This window comes from Chryseobacterium kimseyorum (assembly GCF_025971945.1).
Taxonomy (GTDB): domain Bacteria; phylum Bacteroidota; class Bacteroidia; order Flavobacteriales; family Weeksellaceae; genus Chryseobacterium; species Chryseobacterium kimseyorum.
The window spans coordinates 13,315-35,231 of sequence record NZ_JAPDHW010000015.1; the positions used below are offsets into that span (position 1 = coordinate 13,315).

The 21,917-nt window shown below is 35.6% G+C and carries 14 protein-coding genes; 6 read left to right on the forward strand and 8 right to left on the reverse strand.

What is annotated here, in order from left to right; translation table 11 throughout:
• Nucleotides 1–20: 20 nt before the first annotated feature.
• The 7 genes from OMO38_RS16795 to OMO38_RS16825 all read right to left on the reverse strand — a co-directional run bounded on the left by OMO38_RS16795 (nucleotide 21) and on the right by OMO38_RS16825 (nucleotide 14,054).
• Nucleotides 21–1,022, reverse strand: a complete 1,002-nt coding sequence (locus OMO38_RS16795) for a glycosyltransferase (RefSeq protein WP_264751347.1) — start codon at nucleotides 1,020–1,022, stop codon at nucleotides 21–23.
• Nucleotides 1,023–1,025: 3 nt separating this feature from the next.
• Complete coding sequence (locus OMO38_RS16800) at nucleotides 1,026–2,096, reverse strand: formimidoylglutamase (protein WP_264751348.1); 1,071 nt, start codon at nucleotides 2,094–2,096, stop codon at nucleotides 1,026–1,028.
• A gap of 132 nt (nucleotides 2,097–2,228) precedes the next feature.
• Complete coding sequence (locus tag OMO38_RS16805; protein ID WP_264751349.1) at nucleotides 2,229–3,353, reverse strand: glycoside hydrolase family protein; 1,125 nt, start codon at nucleotides 3,351–3,353, stop codon at nucleotides 2,229–2,231.
• Nucleotides 3,354–5,151: 1,798 nt separating this feature from the next.
• A complete protein-coding gene (gene topA, locus OMO38_RS16810; RefSeq protein WP_264751350.1) occupies nucleotides 5,152–7,722 on the reverse strand; it encodes a type I DNA topoisomerase in 2,571 nt (856 codons plus the stop codon).
• 432 nt (nucleotides 7,723–8,154) lie between these two features.
• On the reverse strand, nucleotides 8,155–11,604 hold the full coding sequence (locus tag OMO38_RS16815; RefSeq protein WP_264751351.1) for a T9SS type A sorting domain-containing protein: 3,450 nt from the start codon (nucleotides 11,602–11,604) through the stop codon (nucleotides 8,155–8,157).
• Between the two features lie 302 nt (nucleotides 11,605–11,906).
• Nucleotides 11,907–13,046, reverse strand: coding sequence for an EpsG family protein (locus tag OMO38_RS16820; protein WP_264751352.1), 1,140 nt, complete (start codon nucleotides 13,044–13,046; stop codon nucleotides 11,907–11,909).
• A gap of 3 nt (nucleotides 13,047–13,049) precedes the next feature.
• A complete protein-coding gene (locus OMO38_RS16825; protein ID WP_264751353.1) occupies nucleotides 13,050–14,054 on the reverse strand; it encodes a hypothetical protein in 1,005 nt (334 codons plus the stop codon).
• 193 nt (nucleotides 14,055–14,247) lie between these two features.
• Here OMO38_RS16825 and OMO38_RS16830 point away from each other — a divergent pair, with 193 nt between their 5' ends.
• From OMO38_RS16830 to OMO38_RS16855, 6 genes are all read left to right on the forward strand, one after another.
• Nucleotides 14,248–17,901 (forward strand): MMPL family transporter, encoded by a 3,654-nt coding sequence (locus tag OMO38_RS16830; protein ID WP_264751354.1) that lies wholly within the window; start codon nucleotides 14,248–14,250, stop codon nucleotides 17,899–17,901.
• Nucleotides 17,902–17,943: 42 nt separating this feature from the next.
• Nucleotides 17,944–18,858: a dialkylrecorsinol condensing enzyme DarA gene (locus OMO38_RS16835; protein WP_264751355.1), complete on the forward strand. Its 915-nt coding sequence runs from the start codon at nucleotides 17,944–17,946 to the stop codon at nucleotides 18,856–18,858.
• 2 nt (nucleotides 18,859–18,860) lie between these two features.
• Entirely contained in the window at nucleotides 18,861–20,000 is a 1,140-nt protein-coding gene (locus OMO38_RS16840) for a beta-ketoacyl-ACP synthase III (RefSeq protein ID WP_264751356.1), read from the forward strand.
• On the forward strand, nucleotides 20,000–20,431 hold the full coding sequence (locus OMO38_RS16845; protein ID WP_264751357.1) for a hypothetical protein: 432 nt from the start codon (nucleotides 20,000–20,002) through the stop codon (nucleotides 20,429–20,431). The genes OMO38_RS16840 and OMO38_RS16845 overlap by 1 nt, the downstream gene beginning before the upstream one ends.
• A 161-nt stretch (nucleotides 20,432–20,592) precedes the next feature.
• Nucleotides 20,593–21,036, forward strand: coding sequence for an ABC transporter permease (locus tag OMO38_RS16850; protein ID WP_264751358.1), 444 nt, complete (start codon nucleotides 20,593–20,595; stop codon nucleotides 21,034–21,036).
• Nucleotides 21,037–21,372: 336 nt separating this feature from the next.
• Entirely contained in the window at nucleotides 21,373–21,642 is a 270-nt protein-coding gene (locus OMO38_RS16855; RefSeq protein WP_264751359.1) for a hypothetical protein, read from the forward strand.
• Between the two features lie 64 nt (nucleotides 21,643–21,706).
• On the opposite strand, the gene OMO38_RS16860 is transcribed toward OMO38_RS16855, so the two are convergent.
• On the reverse strand, nucleotides 21,707–21,859 hold the full coding sequence (locus OMO38_RS16860; RefSeq protein WP_264751360.1) for a hypothetical protein: 153 nt from the start codon (nucleotides 21,857–21,859) through the stop codon (nucleotides 21,707–21,709).
• Nucleotides 21,860–21,917: the final 58 nt, after the last annotated feature.

The window sequence follows — 21,917 nt, forward strand, 5'->3', positions numbered from 1 at the left end:
AAATTGCTTTCCATTTGTGTTTATATTAATTTTCTGATCAGCTTTTTTTGTCCTGAAAAGAATAACAGATAAAAGATCTTTTTTTTCAGGGGCAAAGATAATAGATAATTCTTATCAAAACGACTGTAAATCAATATATCTTTAAATTTAATATTCCGTTGACGCATGAATACCTCCAATTCCTGTGACATTTTATAAAATATTTTTTCATCTTTTACAAAGGCCAGATATGCTAAAAATGTATAAACCCCTTCCAAAATCTGGAAGTTTTTAAGTGCATTTCTCTTCGCTGCATACATTGAACTTTCAAAATAAAGCTCTACATCCTTCACTGCTTTCAGGATGTCCAGCCCTTTCTCTGTATGTGTTTTTGAAATTGAATCTGTACGCTCAAGATATTGATAATGATAATCCTGAGTCTGCGCCACTGTTTTGCAGTCTAGCAAAAGTTGTGGTACAAGCTGGATATCTTCGAAATGAACATCTTTTTTAAACCTTTGAGTTTTAAAAAGTTCAGTTTTAAATAATTTATTACAGGCAAAATAACTTAAATCTGAAAAGACCGAAAAATGAGCTTCCAAATCAATTTTTTCAGGCATGTTCGGAATCTGCGTAAGCTTTTGCGTTACATTCCCTTTCTCATCAACTTTCTGGATGTTGCAGATCACCATTTCTGCCTCATGTTTTACTGCTAAAACCAGCATTTCCTCATACATCGTCTCTGTAACAAAATCATCGCTGTCGACAAATCCTACATAATCTCCGGCAGCACGATCAATTCCAAAGTTTCTTGCATCGCTCAAACCGCCGTTTTCTTTTGTAAAAGCATTTATTTTATCAGGAAATCTTAGAGCGTAATCCCGAATTATTTTTTCAGAATGATCTGTACTCCCATCATTCACCACCAAGATCTCAATATGCGGATACGTCTGATTCACCAAAGAATCAAGACATTTAGCCAGATAATTTTCGACATTGTAAACCGGAACGATGATGGAGATTAGACAGGGAACCTTTGTCATCGTTTAGCTTTTGGTAAATCTTGCGCTTAGCCAGCCTTTTTTAGCTTCATCAAAATCTTTTCTTGAACACGGAATACAGTTTTCAATATTTTCATCATCTCCAAAATACCACAGATTGCTAAATGTATCTCGCTTAAAAGCGTATTGTCTGTCCTCTATCAAAACATAAAACATTTCATACTGTCTTTCTTTCGGATGTGACTGCTGAATATTAATTCCCTCAATCAGATACCAGAGCATTTGTGCCAAAAGCTGGTGATTAAGCTGATTTTCTGTATAAATATTATAATTAAAAATTCCTACAGACTTTAGATTTTCACTCAGTCCGATTTCTTTCATGTAAGCACAGATTTCTCTTCGGTTCAAGCCGTTCACTTGCGGATTCATCGAAAAAGCATCACTGAAACTTTCAATAGCATCACAATTAACCGTCACCAAATCAGCTTTTCTGAAATAAGGCTCTGTGCGTTCTGTAGAATTCATCATTTCGGCCAGACGGACAATATCAAACTCAACTTCTTTGATGAGCTTTACAGAATCTGCTTCATTCAGATGTTTTTGATACCCTAAATGATGATAATTTTTAATAGAGAAATTTTTAGAACCTAAAATCTTGCTCAAAAAAGTATGCTCATTAATTCCCTCATCATTTTTCAGCGAAATTATATTGCTGATCTGTGTGTAATTAATGTTTTGCTGATGAAAATTTAATCCTGAAAACAAAGAAAAAGCAAAATCATTCGAGCCGCCCACAATTACCGGAATGGCTCTTTTGGTGTGGCACTCTGACAATACTTCCTGCAAAATATAATGAGAATCCTCCACCGATTTCCCTGAAACCAAATCTCCCAAGTCCACCACCGGAATTTCAAAATCAAGCTTTGATAATTTATAAAACTCTCTCCTGATAGCTGTGAAATCCTGCACTTCTGCATCTCCACTGGCGCCTCTGTAATCTGAAACGAAAAGCAAAACAATACTGTCCTCTTTTATTTCTTTGGTTATTTGGTGACCGATCTGCCAGTTTTCTGTTCTGAAATTTCTTGGGGAAATGATAAAATCTTCAAAATTCATGTGCTCAAATACTTATTAAAGCTCAAAAATATTAAAATTAAATGAGTAAGCAGAGTTTAGAAATGACATTTTAAAATTCAGACTGATATATTATCGGGACTACGGAGAAACAGTTATAATTTTCTAGGCGCTTCAACTTTGACAAAGTTCTGAGAAATTCCATCCTGAAACGTATCTTTTTAAAATCTCAAAAACAAAAGTTGTAGAAGTCTCAAACTTCCCTCCCTGCGTTGCTCCAAATAAAAACTGTGGTCTTTTGCCATCTTTACTCATCAGAATCATGGGTCTTTCCAACCTTCCGAATCTTTTTAAATGTTTGGGAGGTTCTGGTTCGGTTACGTATTGTTTTAAATCTAAATAAGCAACTTCAGGCTGTGTCCATTTGATGCCGTCTTTGGTCGTTAAATGTAAACCATATTCATGGTTATAAAATCCCATATCACGGGCGACCATGTGAAATTTACCGTTTTGCTTCCAGATGAAAGCGTCTTCCAACTGAGCATTATTGGGCAAAGAAGAGAAATCGATCACCGGATTTTCAGAAACTTTCATGTATGGACCTTCCGGCTTTAAAGCTTTTGCTAAGCCATATTTTCGATTTCCACGGACGGTTCCTTTTTGGGTTTCATATTCTTTGGTGTTCCATGATTTGTAGAAGAGCCAGTATTTTCCGTCATTGCCTTTTTCAAAAGCAGGGTTTGTGGTACAATGATCGTCCCAGGCTCCTTCTTCTCCGGGAAGAAGTAAGGGCTGATCAGGTCTTGCCCATTCTCCGTCGAGACTTTTGGAAGTTGCCAAACCAATTCTTTTCGTATTCGTCTTTCCGTTTGAATTCCCCATAAAAAACAGATAATATTGATCATCCACTTTTTTAATTAGAGGATTATGACAAGTCGTTGCATCCCAAAAACCTTCACCTCTCGGACTGAGAATAACCTGCTTATGTTCAAATTTATCAAAAGGAGAATTCGCTTCTGCACGGCAGATTTCAGAACCACTAAGCCAGCCGCCCATCCCTTTTTCTTTTTTCCAGCGTGAGTAGAAAAGATGCACTTTCCCATCTTCACCCCAAATCGGAGAAGAGCACCAAATATAGTAGCCGTCTAATTCCAAAGATCTGCCAATCGGTTTTAATTTAAAATAAGGCTTGTCTGAAAAATCAAATGCACGGGTAAATGATGAAGCGAAAAACACTGCGGCGATTCCCAATGCCGAAGTTTGTAAAAAATCTCTGCGTGAATATTTTGCTGGACTCATTGTATTTGATTTTCAGCTAATTTAGAAGAAACCGAATGCAATAGTGTCCTGCGGTTTCGGGTGTACTATGATATAAACTAAGAATGAAACAACCGATCAATATTGCATCTCATGATAATTTTTTATATTTGATCAAAAAATTACTCTGAAACAGAATTAATAACCATTCTTATCAAAGATGGATGAGTGAACATTTTATTTCGCAAATAAAGACACAATATCAGAAATGTACGGTAAAAAAACATATTTATTATTTTATTTATCCCCACTCTTTTTACTGCTTTCCATCTTAAGTCAATGGAAAATAAAAGATTACCGTAGTTATGATTCTCACTATTATATTAGTTTGGCTAAAAAATTACCAGTAGTATCAGATTCTCTTTATCCGATATTTTATCCAGTCCTCCTCAGAATTACTAACACGATATTTGACAATTACTTAATCTCTTACAAATTAATTACGATTTTGGCATTCGGTATTTCTTTCTTCATAGTAAAATATTATAATTTCTTTTGGAAAGAATTCTGGTGTTTTTTCAGCTTCACAGCATTTTTCAAAATTGCACCTTGGGCATGGAGTGAAATTGTCATGATTCCTTTACTAACTATTTATGTAATGGTAAATCATCGCCTACTAACCAATGGACACCACAATAGAAAAATAATAGCTATAAATATATTTCTTTTGATTATCATGGTTACTACAAAATATAGTTCAATATTCATTTTAGCTTCCATCATTCCATTTTGTTTCTATCTATTCATAAAAAACTATAAAGAAAAAGCTAAAGATTACATAATTATTTTTTTAGGTGTATCTATTCTAGTTCTCTTGTATCTTGCATTGAACAAATACAGTACAGATAATTTTATGGGAATGAGGTCTGCACCAGATTTTGGTGGTAAATTTAATATAAGACTTTCCTTATCATTTATTTTATTTAATTTGAACCCTTTTTTTCATGGCAGACAGGATAATCTTTTAGGCTTTATAACATTTAGTTGGCAGACCGCTTACATAATCAGTACGAGTCTAGTCATATTATGGTGTCATATAATCAGAAAAAGTTTATTAAACGGCTATCATGAGAAGACGATTGTGTTCTGCCTGATATCGTCATTAACCTTTTTAGCTTTAATTATATATTCCTACTTAACAACAAGAATTGACGTTCTTGACTTTAGGCTACTGTTACCTTTCTATTTTTTCTTTTTCTCTTCTTTAATATTTTCTATTAAATCACAAAAACCACTAAAAGACATAATACTTATACTTATCTTATCCATCTCAATAATTATTAATTTTTCTTCTACCTTGATGAATTATTATAGTTTTTCATAAAATTATTCATCAATAAAAAGACTGGATTAACAGCAATAATTTCAGTCTTTTCTATAAACCGGTTACTACCAAACAATCCTTCTCCACTACTATCGCAAGCTTCCGCTCGTGTTCTAATATCCAGTAAAATATTAATGGATTAATATAACACTGTAAGAAAGCAATTTTTATCAGTTTACTACCGTATAATGGATAGACCTTTTAACAAGAATTGCGTATTTTAATATTATTATGATTGATGCACAAGACTATTGCAGGAAAAATAAAGCAATGAATATTTTAGCATTTTGTAAAATGCCTACTCATGTTCACGCATACTTTATACGGACATGAGCAAAATGCTCTTGCCAGCGTCAGAAGCTTATTATAACGCAATAAAAAAATAAGTCCCAAAAATAGCAAACCCTCTTTTGATCGTTTCAAAAAAGGATTTTGCGATTTTATATTTAAAACTTATTATTTCTTAGCTGCTGGCTTCTTCGCCGGAGCTTTCTTCGCCGTAGTTGCTTTTTTTGCGGCTGGCTTTTTCGCTGCAGGTTTTTTCTTTTCTGCAAAAGCTTTAGGATCCTGCGCGGTAATCCATTTTTTAACCTCATCGAGAGAGACTTCTTTTAGCTCGTCAGATTCATATTTGGTGTCATCCTTTTTCTTTGGAATTTTGAACATGGCTTTTCCAAATTTGATGAATGGTCCCCATCTGCCGTTTTCAAGAGAGATTTTCTCTTTTTCCCACTGCTGGATGTATCGGTTGGCTTCTTTTTCTAACTTAGCTTCTACCAATTCGTTGATATCGCTTTGAGACAGATTGTCGAAGTCATATCTTTTTGGAACATTGATAAAAATGCTCTGATATTTAATGAAAGGCCCAAATCTCCCGGTTCCTTTGGTAATTGGCTCACCTTTGAAGTTGGCAATAGGAGCATCAGCTAATTTCTTTTCAGCAATAATTTCTTCTGCACGTTTCTGATCTACAGAAAGTGGATCTTCACCTTTAGGAATACTGATATAGGTTTCTCCCCACTTCACGTAAGGCCCGAATCTTCCGACACCGATCGTTATCGACTGATCTTCGAAATCCTTTAATTCAAATGGTAATTTAAACAATTCCAAAGCATCCTCTAAAGCGATGGTTGCTATGTTTTGTCCTGCCATCAGTGATGCGAAAATCGGCTTTTCTTCATCGTCCTGTTCCCCAATTTGAATCATGGGTCCGAATCTTCCGATTCTTGCATAAATATTCTTTCCTGACTTAGGATCTACACCTAAAAGACGCTCACCATTGGCACGGTCGGCATTTTCTTCTACATCTTCAATTCTCGGGTGGAATTTTGAGTAGAAATCGGTCATCATTTCCTTCCACTTTTGGTCGCCATTGGCGATTTCGTCAAAGCTTTCCTCTACTCTTGCCGTAAAACCGTAATCAAGAATTTCTGAGAAGTTATTGGTTAAGAAATCATTCACTACCTCACCAATGTCGGTAGGAATAAATTTATTTTTGTCGCCCCCGAATTTTTCTTCAAGAACTTCTTTTTTGATTTTATCTTTTGCCAAAGAGATTTTCACCACTTCACGGGTCTGCGGTTCCAATTCTCTTTTGTCTACATACTCACGGTTCTGAATGGTCTGGATTGTCGGCGCATACGTTGACGGACGGCCGATTCCCAATTCCTCCAATTTTTTAACCAACATCGCTTCGGTAAATCTTGCTGATGGTCTTGTGAATTTTTCTGTAGCAGTAATTTTTTTATAGTCTAAAACTTCACCTACGGTCACTTTCGGTAAAAGTTTTTCGCTGCTTTCCTCGTCTTCGTCTTCAGTTTTTACAATTCCGTATGCTTTTAAGAAACCGTCAAAGATGATCACTTCACCCTGTGCTTCAAAATGCTGCGGAAGTTTTGCATTTCCGATTTCGATCACTGTTTTCTCAATTTTAGCATTTGCCATCTGAGAAGCTAATGTCCTTCTGTAAATCAACTGATATAATTTACTTAGCTGAACATCACCAATCGATTTTACAGAAAAATCTGTCGGACGGATGGCTTCGTGAGCTTCCTGTGCTGAAGATGATTTGGTGGTATATTTTCTTGGAGCCGAATATTCTGCTCCGTATTCTGATGTAATTTGATTTTTGGCACCGTCAATCGCTTCCTGAGAAAGGTTTACCGAGTCAGTTCTCATATACGTAATGAAACCTTCTTCGTATAATCTCTGAGCCAAACGCATCGTGTTTGTCACGTTGTAACCCAATCTTGAAGAAGCTTCCTGCTGAAGTGTAGACGTTGTAAAAGGTGCAGACGCTGAACGAGTGCCCGGTTTGGTTTCAACGTTCAGAACTTTGAACTCTGTAGTTCTGGCCAATTCTAAGAATTTCTCTGCGTCTTCTTCTTTTTCGAAATCTTTTTTAAGCTTGGCGGCGATTTCTTGATCTGCTTTATTTAAGAAAACTCCATCAAGTTTGAAACTTGCCTTAGGAGTAAACTGACGAATTTCTTTTTCTCTTTCTACCACCAAACGTACTGCAACCGACTGCACTCTTCCTGCAGACAATCCCGGTTTTACTTTTTTCCAAAGTACCGGAGACATTTCGAAACCTACAATTCTGTCGAGAACTCTTCTTGCCTGTTGAGCATTTACTAAGTTCTGATCAATATCTCTTGGGTTTTCTATTGCTTTAAGAATAGCATTTTTGGTGATCTCGTGAAAGACGATTCTTTTTCTGTTTTCAGGTTTTAGTTTCAATTCATCTGCCAAGTGCCAGGCGATTGCTTCACCCTCGCGGTCCTCATCGGAAGCGAGCCAAACCATTTCGGCTTTCTTTACGGCAGACTTTAATTCTGTTACCAATTTCTTTTTATCGGCGGAAACTTCGTAATCCGGACTGAAGGTGGCAAGGTCAATTCCCATTCCTTTTTTCGGAAGATCACGGATGTGTCCGAAGCTCGATTTGACTTCGAAATCCTTCCCTAAATATTTCTGAATAGTTTTTGCTTTTGCCGGAGACTCGACGATTACTAAATTTTTCGACATCCTCTAAATTTTTGCAAAAGTAAAGCTTTTTTATTATATAGATTTTTGTGCGGTCATTTTATTGTGAGAATTCTGTAGATTAAAGAAATATTTATAACACTTTACCATTTAAAAATTATAATGTTGAATAACAAATAAAGTATTTAGTTTAGTGAAAGTCTCATCATAATCTGGTAAACATTAATCCACAGCAATGCTGATTAACTGTATGTTGATAGCAATTTAAAAATTATATCAAAATCATATGTGGCAATTTTTAAAAAGAATCATGGAAATTCTTTAAATAGATTCTATCATTATAGCTGTTTGAAATTTTAGATAAACTATAGCAGTATCTTTAGATTAAATTTTAATAATATTTTAATGACTAAAAAAAAGAGACAAAACCGATAATTGTTTTGTCTCTTTTAAAAATTAAATATCCGCGCAGATTTATCTTTTAATAATCTTTACCACCATTTCAGAATTATTTATCCGAACCAGATAAACTCCCGAAACCAATGCAGAAACGTCTGTCTGAGTATTTTCGAATTTACCTGATTTTACCAACTGACCGGAAGCGTTGTATATCTGGTAATAATAATCTTTAACATCAGTAGCCTTGATATATAGAACATCTTTTACCGGATTCGGGAACAGCGTGATCTTATTCTCTTTAGCAATCGCAGTGATTTCCTTTTGCGTAAAAACATTTGAAGCTTTTACAGTTGCACCCGGAGTTACCGGAATTGCAGGAATTGGACCGGCCTCACTTCCGTTTTGATCATACTTTACTTTTACGCAGCGACAGTTCATCCCAAAATAAGGATCATTATTATCGTGGAATGCAATCATCGCATTGGAAGATGCATTGAAAAGTACATTGATTGGTCTTCCCAGGTAATTTGAATTTAAAGCTGCTGTCCAAATTCCAGGATACTGGAAGTTATTCACTTCAAAAGTTCCCTGTGCAGTTTGGTTGGCTGTAACACTTCTGATACCTCGTGAACCGGAATTTGGATAATTGCCAACGGAATATCCTGCATCATTATAAGTGTAACCTATTGTAGAAGCTGTTGTATTCTGAACTCTCACCCCTAAATAATCATTAACAATACTGTAGCTGGTGGCTGCTTTTTTATCTTTCTTATACCATGGAGACAATCCATAATCCTGGTTGGTAATGATGGCAGCTCCGGTAACATCAGGAATTCTCCAGCCTTCCGGACATGGATCAAAAGGAGATTTCTTCCCTCCTCTTCCCCATCGGTCTGCAGCAGCATTTGGCTCATTCAACAGCCAGTCGGTTCCGTTTGTATAATTAGGAACAGCCGTATTGTAAGGCGCCAGCGCACTCGGAACCATATAGACCAGAGGATTTTTAACGGAATAAGATAGAACTTTTGCCACCTTATCTGATGTTTTATCTGTTGACAGAACATTGGCATTAGAACCATTGGTATATGTATCATAAGGAATAATATATGAACCCGACAGATTATTATATGCAGCAGGAGTGAGTGTTGTGTAAGCCACACCACCGTTTGCATTTACATTTCCTAAAAATACATTATATGACGCGCGGTTGTCAGCAAATTGAAAAGAAGGAATCGGATCTTTTCTTCCCCACTGATACTGCAGACCTGTTGAGGCTCTTATTTTTTCGTACTCAGCAACAGTTGGCACTAGAGGATTGGCAATCACGGGAAACGCATCAGTCGCACCGAGATTTCTATCCATAAATTCTGTTTTAAGTATATCGCCTCTAGTAATATAGTTGACGTAATTTGTAGCTACCGCATTAGGTGTTTCAGTTGCATAAGTATACGAGCCAACCGCTGTATCAGTAACCCAAACGTGCCATGACCAATACACAGGATTCGAAACACTTCCATTATGTAAAGTTACAACAGCATTACCACTCTGATTAGGATTTAAAGAAACTACAATTTTTGAATTAATCAGACTCGAAGCTGACCCGGGAGAAGGATTTGTAACAGTAACTGTATTAATCAAATCTGTATTCGTTGTCCAAAGAACATTTGCTTTCAGATCACTGAAATTTGCCGAATTTAAAATTGCCGGATTATTCAAAAGCTGGCTTTGAACAGAAAATGCCTTTGTAACTGGAATTTCTACACTAGCCGAAGTAGAACTTTTTACTACCTGATAAGTATTTGGATTGTTCAATCCTTCTGTATATTCTGTATTTGTATTTAAGTATTGTGTCGGAAAATCATAGCCGTTAACTTCATAAAGAGGATCTTTTATGCATCGGCAACCGTTTGCATCAGAAGTTTTGGCAGTTGCGGTTGGCTGATACCAATATCTTCCTTTAATTGTAGGGTTTGCGGAATCAGGAGTATCGTTCTGATACTTATCGGGAACCATAAATAAAGCTCTGGCACTTACAGCCGGAGTGGTGTCAAAAAACCGCGTTAAAGTTGCGGTCCACAAAGCTACGTGATGCTGATCGGTATACTGTCCACCCTGAGCATTGATCGCCAGCTGTCCAGTCCCCGGAAAAACGCCCATATTATTTCCACCTACATTGGAGAGATTAAAGCCTACATTGGGATACACTTTAAAACCAGTCATAAAAGCTGGAACATTAGCATCTGTAGGTTTAATAATATGATAACCACTCGCCTCAAAAGCACTCTTACCAATAGTGGTCTGCAACCCGAAAGGTGAGTAATCTATCCTGATGTCGTCGACATAAGATCCTGATGCAAGATTGGGCACCAACATAGAAGGAATTCGCCATCCATTTGGACACGGATCAAACGGTGACTTATCGCGGTACGGCGCGTTGCTGCTATAATAATTGTAGTTGGTGGGCAGCTTTCCTTTTGAGTTATCTGACCAAAGATTCAGTTCCGTCAATTTACTGTCAACGAGACTTGCAGATCTCCCAAACCAATTGACCATAAGATTTGCGTTGTTGTTATAATACGCAGGACCTGAATTATCATCCTTATTAACATAAATTAAACTCAAAGGATTTTTTACAGAAAGCTGAATATTATTATCTAGTGTCGCATTAGAAAGCAGGACAAACTTTCTCAGAACATCAAAATTCACAGCATTGGTAAAGTTTTTCGCACCTCTGTGTCTCACCTTTCCTATTGATCCTGAAACTTCGTAAAAATCATTTCCTCTTAAAACCAATGGCGGAATGGGATCTTTCCTTCCCCACTGGTAAAGGAGTCCTCCACTTCGGTTCCATTCACCACCTGTATTGCTATTGGTTATAGCTCCTAAGTTTCTGTCCATCCACTTCCAGTCAGCATCAGGTATATTTTCAATCACACCATTACTTCGTTCTCTTCTGACTGCGGTAAAACTTTTGTAGGTTGAACCGTTGGTAGGATCATCGGTTACCCAGATATGCCATGACCAGAAAATTTCACCATTGAGTCTGAAGGCTACAACGGCATTTCCTTTCTTGGCTTTGTTGACCATAACTTTGATCTTTCCGTCTTCACCGGAATCTACAATTTCGAGATTATAATTAGCTCCCGATTTTATAAGTCCGGGAACATCTTCCCAAAGAACATCGGCGGTCATTTTGCCTTTAATTGTTCCGGCGCTTGCTAAATATTTGTAACTGCGCCACATTTCATAAGCCTTTTTCACAGGAATATATAAGCCTTCGCCATTTTGTGCCGGGTCAAAAATATAACTGTTTGGTGCTTTCGTCCAGTCTAAGGCAATGACTCCTTTTGACTGACTAAGTGAAGATTCACTTAAATTCCCGGAGATTTTAACTAAAGTATCATTTTTTATGAGGCTGCGAGCATCTTCTTTAGTTGTAATAAAATTCCTCTCTGTTTCTAAACTAATTTTAGAATACGCATTTAAAGAAACTAAGCAAAACATTGCTATTAGATTCTTTGTCATTTTACTTTTCATACTTAAAAATTGTACTTAATCAAACAGTTTTCAAAATTTAAACCAAAACAAACGATAATCAATTTGTTTTGACGATTAGCAAAAGATAAAATAATAATATTACTAAATAACCATGTGTAATTCAATATCAATAAATTATTCATTTTACTAATATTCGACAAAAGTACAATAATCGTAGAGTAATGTGGTATGCGTGAAGTCAACTTTTCTTAACATTTTAAAAAAAATTAAACGCGCTGAAAAATTTAAGAACTTTTCAGAATAAGAAGAAAGAAAAATAGGTTTAAAAACTAGGGCAGGATATGGTTTTTGTAAAGATCGACTGTAAATCTACCCCCGATAATATTTTTAAAGCTTGCAAAAACCACAAAATTGAAAAACACTAATGCGATAATAAAAGTATAAATCAACTTTTTGGTATTTGAGGACACCACATACATTGCATTAATAACAATGATATATGAAAAACCAATAAACGCACCTGCCAATCTTGAAGAAAAGATAGGATTGTTTCTGAATATAAAGTACAGACAAATCCCTAATACCACATAAACTCTGTGGTACTCGTAGTACGGATACTTTTCAACCATTTTATCATCAAAAACAAACAGAAAAAAGGTAACAATCATCAGCATCGCCTCAGGAATACCGAAACCACCATTTAATCTTTGAGATGATTCGTCCATATACCCGTTGAAGCCCTCTACCAACATACTGTCAGTGGAAATATTAGTTAAGAAATCTCCAAAAACCCTATACACTTCAAAAGGAGAAGCAAACACCGATGCAATGATTAATACCAACATGGTCATCTTATTTAAAGGTACTCTCACAAGCCAATACATCGGCAAGAAAATATAACAGACATTGTGAATACCTGTTGCAATAAACATCCAAAACAGATAAAGAAGGAGCTTACGTTCTTTGATAAACCGTAAAGAAAAATACACAATAAAAGTTCCTAAGTTCTGCCTGATCTGTCCACTTTCCCCAATAAAAAAGTTGGGAATAAACATAAATAGCGTAAAAGTGAAAGGGTAAAAAGTGTTATCGTCGGTATATTCAACCTTAAAATAGATGGCAAAAATCGCAATTACAAATGTCAGAATGTAAAAAGGAGCATTAAAAACATTAAGCAACACCTTATTAATCAAAGCATAAAGCCATTCCAAATCTACATTCTCAGAGCCTTCAAGATGAAGTGCTTTTAAGAATATATTAATATATTCCTTTGTGTCAGAGTACAGATAAAGACTTTTATAACTTCCATAATCAGGACCAACATTATTACGCAGACCCGCAAGAATAATTAAGTAAATCCCCAAAAACCAAAACCATTTTTTATCAACCTTATTGCCAAACACCTCCTGAACACTGAAGAAAAGCATGTAGGTAATTGCAATAATAAAATAAGGATGCAGTAAACTCATGGCTTAACAATAAAGATTTTTAAAATCATGACACGCCACGATGGCTACAGTAAGAATAAGAGGTAAAAAAAGTCTTACTTCCCAAAAAAGACCGACTAAAGTAATCATACCCAAATAAGGTAAAGAAAAAAACAAATATTTCTGAAAAATGAATCTATTTTCTAAACTGCCACACAGCTTATACAAAAAGTACAGTACGATTACCGAAAAAAGCAAACCGGCTAAATTAAACGGACTTGAAAAATTCTGAATAATATAATATCCTTCTACAAAGGTCGTTTCGTTACGATTCAATACCATTCTTAAACCAAGATATGGAAGTATAAATGCAAGTATTAGAGGAATAATATTCCAGATAAACTTATAGTTTCTATTCTTCAATTCTTTAAAACTGAAAAATATCGCAGCAAAAAAAGCAATATTCAGACAGGCCGTTTCTCTAACAAAAGTGGAACCCATAATAAGCAGAATTAAACTGAAAAAAAGTATTTTTTTTCCTGTATGAGCATATTTTAGCGTTAGTAAAATTCCTGCCAGGTAACAAAACAGGGCAATCATGTCGCAGTTTGACGGCGTGTATTGTGTCATTACAATAAAAAATACCAGTAAAAGATGAATCATCCTTCTGACATTGATATTTGAAATCAGTTGTGCAGGAATATATTTTAAAATAGTATTTAAAAGCACAGTATTTAAAATCAGGAAAAACAAATTTGTTAAAAAAAGCCCATGGTAAAAGGGTGTCCCGTTTTTCAGAATTAGGTTTTTAACTGAAGAATTCTGACCATTAATGACGTTTTCTATAAAATCGGTCATATAAATGCTGAGCTGATTCGGAATGATTCTGTAAGAATACACTGAAGAAAACAAAAAATCAGGAGGTCTTTCTGAAGTCTTGAATCTCGTATAGGATGACTCAAACCCATAATAAGACATTACAAACAACAAAATCGGCAGTAGTACGACAAACAGAAATCCGTTCAATTTTTCATCAAAAGTTCTCAACATACAAAGTAGTTTCCCGATTAAGAATGATTTTGTGTTTAAAAAATAATGGTCAACGAAAAGGGAACTTTTGCAAAAGTAAAAGTTTTTTTCATTTTAAATGGAATATTTTATTGATTTTCAGCGAAAACTTATCACAATTTTTTCAAAACTACTGCATAAAAATTTAAATTTGCACACTTGATTTGAGAATCTCATGCATCGCTTTTTCATCTATCTATATTATCTGATTGCCAGAAACAGAATTCTTTCTATCGCAGCGGCGTTGGGAGTTGCGGTTTTGTGTTTATTTTTTGCGTCTAAAATCAATTTTGAAGAAGATATCAATCAGATTATCCCAAAAAGTGAAAAATCTGATCTCACGGCGAAAGTTCTTAAACAACTTAATTTTTCAGACAAAATCATCGTCATTATCGAAAAGAAATCGAAAGACGACAATTTCCAGTTATCCGAAACGGCTGATTCATTTTTAGAAAAAACAAAGCCATTAGAGAAATACATCAGTTCCGTTCAGGGAAAGGTAAATGATAATGAGATTTCCGAAACGTTTGATTTTGTCAATCAGAATCTCCCGTTATTTTTAGACAAAAACGATTATCTGGAAATTGAAAGAAAACTCAACAAAGACAGTATCGCAAAACAGGTCGAGAACAATTATGTTTCTTTGGTTTCGCCAACAAGTTTGGTCACGAAAGATTTCATTAAAAAAGACCCTTTGGGAATTACTTTTCTTGGAATTAAAAAACTGAATGCTTTAAATATCAGTAAAGATTTTAAGCTTGAAGACAATTACGTTGTTACCAAAGACGGAAAAAACCTCCTGCTATTCATCGAACCGAAAAACAAGAGCAACGATACTAAAAACAACGAAACATTTGTCAATCAGTTAAACGAAATCAAAGACAACCTTAACAAAGAATTTAAAGGAAAAACCGAACTGAGTTATTTTGGTTCGCCGGTGATTGCGGTTGCCAATGCCCAGCAAATCAAGAAAGATATTCAAAACACGGTCATTATTTCGATGACGGTTTTGCTGATTTTGTTGATTTACTATTTCCGAAATTTTTTCACCCCGATTATCGTTTTCCTGCCGACATTATTCTCTGTTTTATTGGCGTTGATGGTTTTATATTTTATTAAAGATAAAATTTCTGCCATTTCCTTAAGTGTTGGTGCTATTCTAATTGGAATCACGATTGATTATGCGCTCCACATTCTCACGCATTACAAGCACAATAACAATATTGAAGAGCTTTACAAAGAAATCACCCAACCGATTATTCTGAGTAGCGCAACCACGGCGGTTTCATTTTTATGTCTGGTTTTTGTGCGTTCGGAAGCTTTGAAAGATTTGGGACTTTTTGCATCAATTACGGTTTTGTTTTCCTCAGTTTTAGCCTTGATTATTGTTCCGCAATTGTATCATCCTAAAGAAAAATCGGACAAACTCAATACTAATTTCATCGATAAAATCGGGCATTATCCTTACGAAAAAAACAAGCCGTTGATTATCGGCTGTTCGCTTGTGATTATTGCGTGTCTGTTTGGTTTCCGTCACGTGGGTTTTAATGAAGACATTGGCGACTTAAATTACATTCCGAAAGAATTAAAAATCAGTGAGGCGAAACTTGAAAAACTGTCAGACATCACCTCAAAATCCATCTACACGATTTCTTACGGAAACTCTGAGGAAGAAGCTCTCGCCAGAAATTCAGACTTAAGTACATTTTTGGAAAAAGAAAAGAAGGATGGCAAAATCTTAAGCTACAATTCGCTTGGAAACGTTGTTTTATCTAAAGAAGACCAGCAGAAAAAAGTAGCAATCTGGCAAAATTTCTGGAACGAGAATAAGAAGAACTCCACAATTTCTGAATTGGTTTCGAATGGGAACAAATTCGGTTTCAACAGTTCTGCTTTTGACCAGTTCAGTGAAAATTTAAATAAAACCTATCCTACTTTAAGCCTCAAAGATTATGAAAAAATAAAAGCGCTTCAAATCTCAGAATTTCTTAGTCAGGAAAATGGTTTTTACACCGTTTCGAATGTGGTAAAAGTAGACGAAAAGAAAAGAGATGCCTTCATACAAGACATTGAAAAGAAACACGACGCTATCGCAATCGACCGTCAGCAGATGAATGAGAACTTTTTGGGATTGCTGAAAAGAGATTTCAATACCTTGATTAATTACTCTCTTTTGGCAATTCTCCTGACCATTATTGTTTTCTTCAGGAATTTTGAACTGACTTTGTTGACAATGTTTCCGATTGTTTTAACTGGAGTTGTGACAGCGGGAATTTTATATTTCTTAGGATTAGAACTCAATATTTTCAGTACCGTTGTCTGCACATTGGTTTTCGGAGTTGGTGACGATTTCAGTATTTTCCTCACGAAAGCAATGCAGAAAGAACATACGACAGGAAAAAATGAACTTCCCACATACAGAATTTCGATTATTTTGGCAGTCTTCACCACGATTTTATCTATCGGTTCTTTAATTTTCGCAAAACATCCCGCTTTACATTCATTAGCTCTGGTCGCTTTGATTGGAATGCTTTCTGTGATTATCATTACCTCAACTTTGTATCCGTTTTGGTTTAGATTTTTAATTATTAACAGAACTAAAAAAGGACTATCTCCGATCACTTTCAGACTGTTTTTACATTCGGTGATTCTCTTTATTTATTATGGTTTAGGCGGATTGATATTTTCGGTCATCGGTAGTTTTTTTGTGAAAAATTCGAAAGGGAAAACTTTAGATCTGATTAAATTAATTTTAGCTAAATTTTTAACATCGGTACTGCACGGAAATCCTTTTGTAAAAAAGAAAGTCATCACCAATCCCAACGAAGATTTCAGTAAGCCTGCGATTATTATTGCCAATCACACTTCGTTTCTTGATACTTTGGCGATTGCGATGGCAACCCACAAAATTGTTTATTTGGTCAACGATTGGGTGTACGATTCTCCGGTTTTCGGAAAGTTGGTGAAAGCTTTAGGTTTTTATCCGGTTTCACAGGGTATAGAAAATGGGAAGGAAAAATTAAAGGAAAAAATCGATCAGGGATATTCATTAGTCGTTTTTCCTGAAGCGGAAAGATCTTACACCAATGACGTGAAACGTTTTCACAAAGGTGCTTTTTACTTAGCTGAAGAATTTGGTTTAGATATTTTACCATTATACATCCACGGAAATTCTGAAGTTTTACCTAAAGGCGATTTCATTATTTATGACGGTAACATTATCGTAAAAGTAGGTGACAGAATCAGTAAAGACAATCTGTCATTTGGGACAACTTATAAAGAGAGAGCAAAAAACATTAATTCTTACTTTAGGAATGAATTTGCCAAGCTGCGAAATGAAATTGAAGATGAGAATTATTTTAAAAAGAAATTATTTTTAAGTTTCCTCTATAAAGAAACGGAAGTTGTAAAAGAAGTTAAGCAGGATTTTAATGACAACAAATCCGTTTATTTCGAACTGAATCAACACATCGCAAAAGATGCAAACATCTTACACATAGCGGACGATTTTGGGCAGAAAGACATTTTGATGACACTTCAGCAGGCAGGAAGAAGAATTTTCAGTCTTATTGGTAATGAAGAAAAAAGACAGATTGCTGAAAACAATTATGTCGTAAAAAACAGAAAAATAAACTATATTAAAAATACTTCTGAAATCACCAAAGACATTGATGTTCTCCTGATCTCAGATGCCAATTTTAATGTTGACGAAATTGCTCAGCTTCCGAAAACCGTTATTTTTATAAATACAGAAAACATTGTTTTTAATGACCCTTCATTTAACTTAGTGCGCACTAATGAATCAATAAGAGTATTCCGACACGAATAATAAATTTTAAAAGCATATTTTTGTAATCCATAAAGAATATTAATGCAGAAAAACGTACTTGTTCTCTATTATACACAGACGGGTCAGCTGGAGGATATTATGAAAAATATTGCCCAGCCGTTTGAGGATAAAAAAGACGAATATCTAGTCACTTACTACAACATTCAGCTGAAAGAAGACTTTCCTTTTCCATGGCCGAGTGATGTTTTTTTCAATACTTTCCCCGAATCTTATTTGCAGATTCCGAGCGAGATTCTTCCGCCACCGGAAAATGTGCTGAATAAAAAATATGACCTTATTCTTTTCGGATATCAGGTTTGGTATCTGACTCCTTCTATTCCTATTATTTCTTTCCTGAAGAGCAGTTATGCTGAAGGCCTGTTAAAAAACACTCCTATCGTTACTGTTTCAGGAACCAGAAACATGTGGATGCTGTCTCAGGAAAAACTAAAAGTTTATCTGAAAAATCTGGATGCCAGACTGATCGGAAATATCGCTTTGGTAGACAGACATGATAATTACACCAGTGTTTTAACGATTCTGCGCTGGCTGACAACCGGACAGAAAGAAAAGTCAGGAATGCTTCCTGCAGCCGGAATTTCTGATGATGAAATCAAAGGAGCCGGCAAGTACGGAAAGATTATTGAAAATCATTTCGACAACAATGACTTTGCAAATTTACAGCCCGATCTGGTAAAAAACGGAGCCGTAGAAATCCGACCTTTTTTGGTTAGAGTAGAGAAAGTAGGCAACAAAATCTTTACTGTATGGAGCAATCTCATTATCAAGAAAAAAGAAAAACGACCTTTGCTGATCAAATTCTTTAAAGTATATTTGATGGCAGCAATTTGGATTATTTCGCCAATTGTGTTGGTTTTCCATATATTATTAGCACCCCTTTTGTGGTCTAAAAGACAAAAACAAAAAGAATATTTACAAGGAATTAATTTAAAATAGAAATGCAAGACGTATTTATAACAAAAGCTTCAACATACTTGCCGAATGAGCCGGTTTCGAATGACGAAATGGAAAGCTATCTTGGCTTGGTCAATAATACACCTTCTAAAGCGAGAGCTTTAATTCTAAGGAACAATAAAATAAAAACCAGATATTACGCTCTAGACAAAGAAGGAAAACCTACGCATACGAATGCCCAGATCACAGCGAAAGCCGTGGAAGGACTTTTTGATGAGCAATTCAAAAGAGAAGATATGCAGCTTCTTTCATGCGGAACTTCTTCTGCAGATCAGATTCAGCCGTCTCACTCCTCAATGGTACATGGCGAACTGAATATTGGTAAATCAGTTGAAATCAATACAGCAACGGGACTTTGTAATTCAGGGATGAACGCTCTGAACTATGGTTTTCTAAATATCAAAGCAGGTGTAAAAGATAACGCTGTCTGTGTAGGCTCTGAAAGAATGTCTGCCTGGATGACCGCTGATAAATTTAACCACGAAGCTGAAAACCTGAAATTACTTGAAGAAAGACCAATCGTTGCTTTCAAAAGAGAGTTTTTGAGATGGATGCTTTCTGACGGTGCTGCTGCGTTCTTATTAGAGCCAAAACCGAGAGAAAACGAAACTTCACTTAAAATAGAATGGATTGATTTCTATTCATACGCTCACGAAATTGAAGCATGTATGTACTCAGGCTGTGAAAAGCAGGAAGACGGTAGCTTAAAATCCTGGGCAGAATATCCTGCTGAAGAATGGCTGAACCAATCTATTTTTGCTTTAAAACAGGACACTAAAATTTTAGATAAATACATTCTGGTAAAAGGTGCCGAAAGTTTAAGAACTTCATTCGACAAACATCAATTGGATCCGGACACGGTAGATCACGTTTTGGCGCACATTTCTTCCGGATATTTTAAAGAAGGTTTAAAAGAAGAATTTGCCAACGTTGGATTAGACTTCCCTTGGGAAAAATGGTTCTACAATCTTTCAGAAGTTGGAAATGTAGGAGCCGGTTCTATCTTTATCGCTGTTGAGCAGCTGATGAACTCCGGAAACCTGAAAAAAGGAGAGAAAATCCTTCTTTGTGTTCCGGAAAGTGGAAGATTCGCTTATTCTTGTGCATTACTAACGGTTTGCTAATGGAAGCTACATTACCCAATTCCGATAAAAGTTTTGTAGAAAATCTCATTCCGCAGAAAGCTCCTTTCGTAATGGTAGGTGAGGTTTCAGAGTATTCTGAAAATCACGTGATCTCAGGATTTACCATTCAGGAAGATAATCTTTTTGTACATGAAGGAATTTTCCAGGCATCAGGATTGATCGAGCATCAGGCTCAGACTGTAGCTTTGCACACAGGATACAAATACTTTCTTTTGGGAAAAGAATCGCCTACAGGCTACATCGGTGCCATCAAATCTTTTGAAGCCGATGCTTTACCAAAAGTAGGTGATCGGTTGGTCACCGAAGCAACCATTCTGAATGAAATGCTGGGGGTCACTTTAGTGGAAATTATCACTAAAATAAATGACACCGTAATTGCAAAATCGCAGATGAAAACGGTTGTGAAATAGCTGTGAAGAGCCAGGGAAAAAGTAAAAGGAGGCAAGTGATCAGTCCGGTTTGTTTTACAGAAGTTTTAAAAAACTCGTAATCCTAGGAATTGCAAAGATTTAAATTAACACAATACAAACCTAACGGGTTTTTGAAACCCGTTAGGTTTTAAACATAAAAAATGGAGTTAAAAGAAGACAACCTCATCAACATTCACCATTTTTTACCGCATCGCGAGCCGATGCTGATGGCTGATTATATTCTTGAGCTTACTCCTGAAAAAGTAGTTACTTCTTTTGAGATCAAATCTGACAATATCTTTGTTCACGATAACAGATTTGCTGAAGTAGGCCTTATTGAACATTCAGCACAGACCTGCTCATCGATTCTAGGGCAGAGTTTTTTTAAAGGTTCGGATGTTGAAACAAAAGTGATCGGTTTCATTACCAATATCAAGAAGATTGAAATTTTCAGTTTGCCAACTGTTGGTGACACGATTATTTCTAAAGCTTCTCTTATTTCTCAATACGAAAACATCTGCCAGATTTTCTGCGAAACCTTTTGTAATGATGAATTACTGATTCGTACGGAGATTAGCTTGTTTATTCAGGAACTGAAGTCTTAGAATAATTTGTTTTTAAAATATAAAAGCCAACTCAGAAGTTGGCTTTTTTCGTATTTTTAAATTTACTATTAATTTATCTCACATCGTCACTTCGAGTAAAATTCTGAAAGAATTTGTATCGAGAAGTTTCTGATTGGATGACTTGCAGTCTGTAGTTCACTAATTCTCGATACATTTTTCTTCGAAAAACAATCGAATTGACGGTGTGACAAAGCAGTTTCGTTTCAGCAAAGTAATCAAATTGGTTATAAACTTAAAAGCGTTAAGCGGAATATAGTTTGCAGGCCCACATGTGAAAACCTTTTTATTTTCGATATATTTGGTAAAAATAAAAATATGAGCGTTAAAGTAAGATTCTACTCCTACGATATTGAATTTGAATTTGAAAACTCTGTGGAATTTCCCATTGCACCGTCAATTGGGGATGAAGTAAATCTGATATCGTTTTTCAAATACAAAACTTCAGAAAGATTAGAATACGTCAACAACATGGAAGATCTTTATCTGTACGAAAATGCATTGGTTACCGAGCGTACCTGGTGTAAAGATATAGACAAAGATGAGGTGTATTTACTGATTCATTTAAAGTATAAGAGGAGAAAGTAAATACTGCTTAAATTTCCGACAAAAACTAAAGCTGCTCAATTCTGGGCAGCTTTAGTTTTATCATTCAATTCCGAATTCCGAGAGCAGCTTTATAAATCTGAATTTCCTTTTCAAGATCTGTAATTTTCTCCGTTTTCTCTTTCAGTTCGTTCACCAGTTTAGATTTTTCATTGGGAGAATCGTTATGGGATAAACTGTCTACGATCAATCTCGTCAATTACTTTTTTAAGCTCAAAAAAATAAAGTCTTAGCATCCTGATTTCCAAATGTTTTTC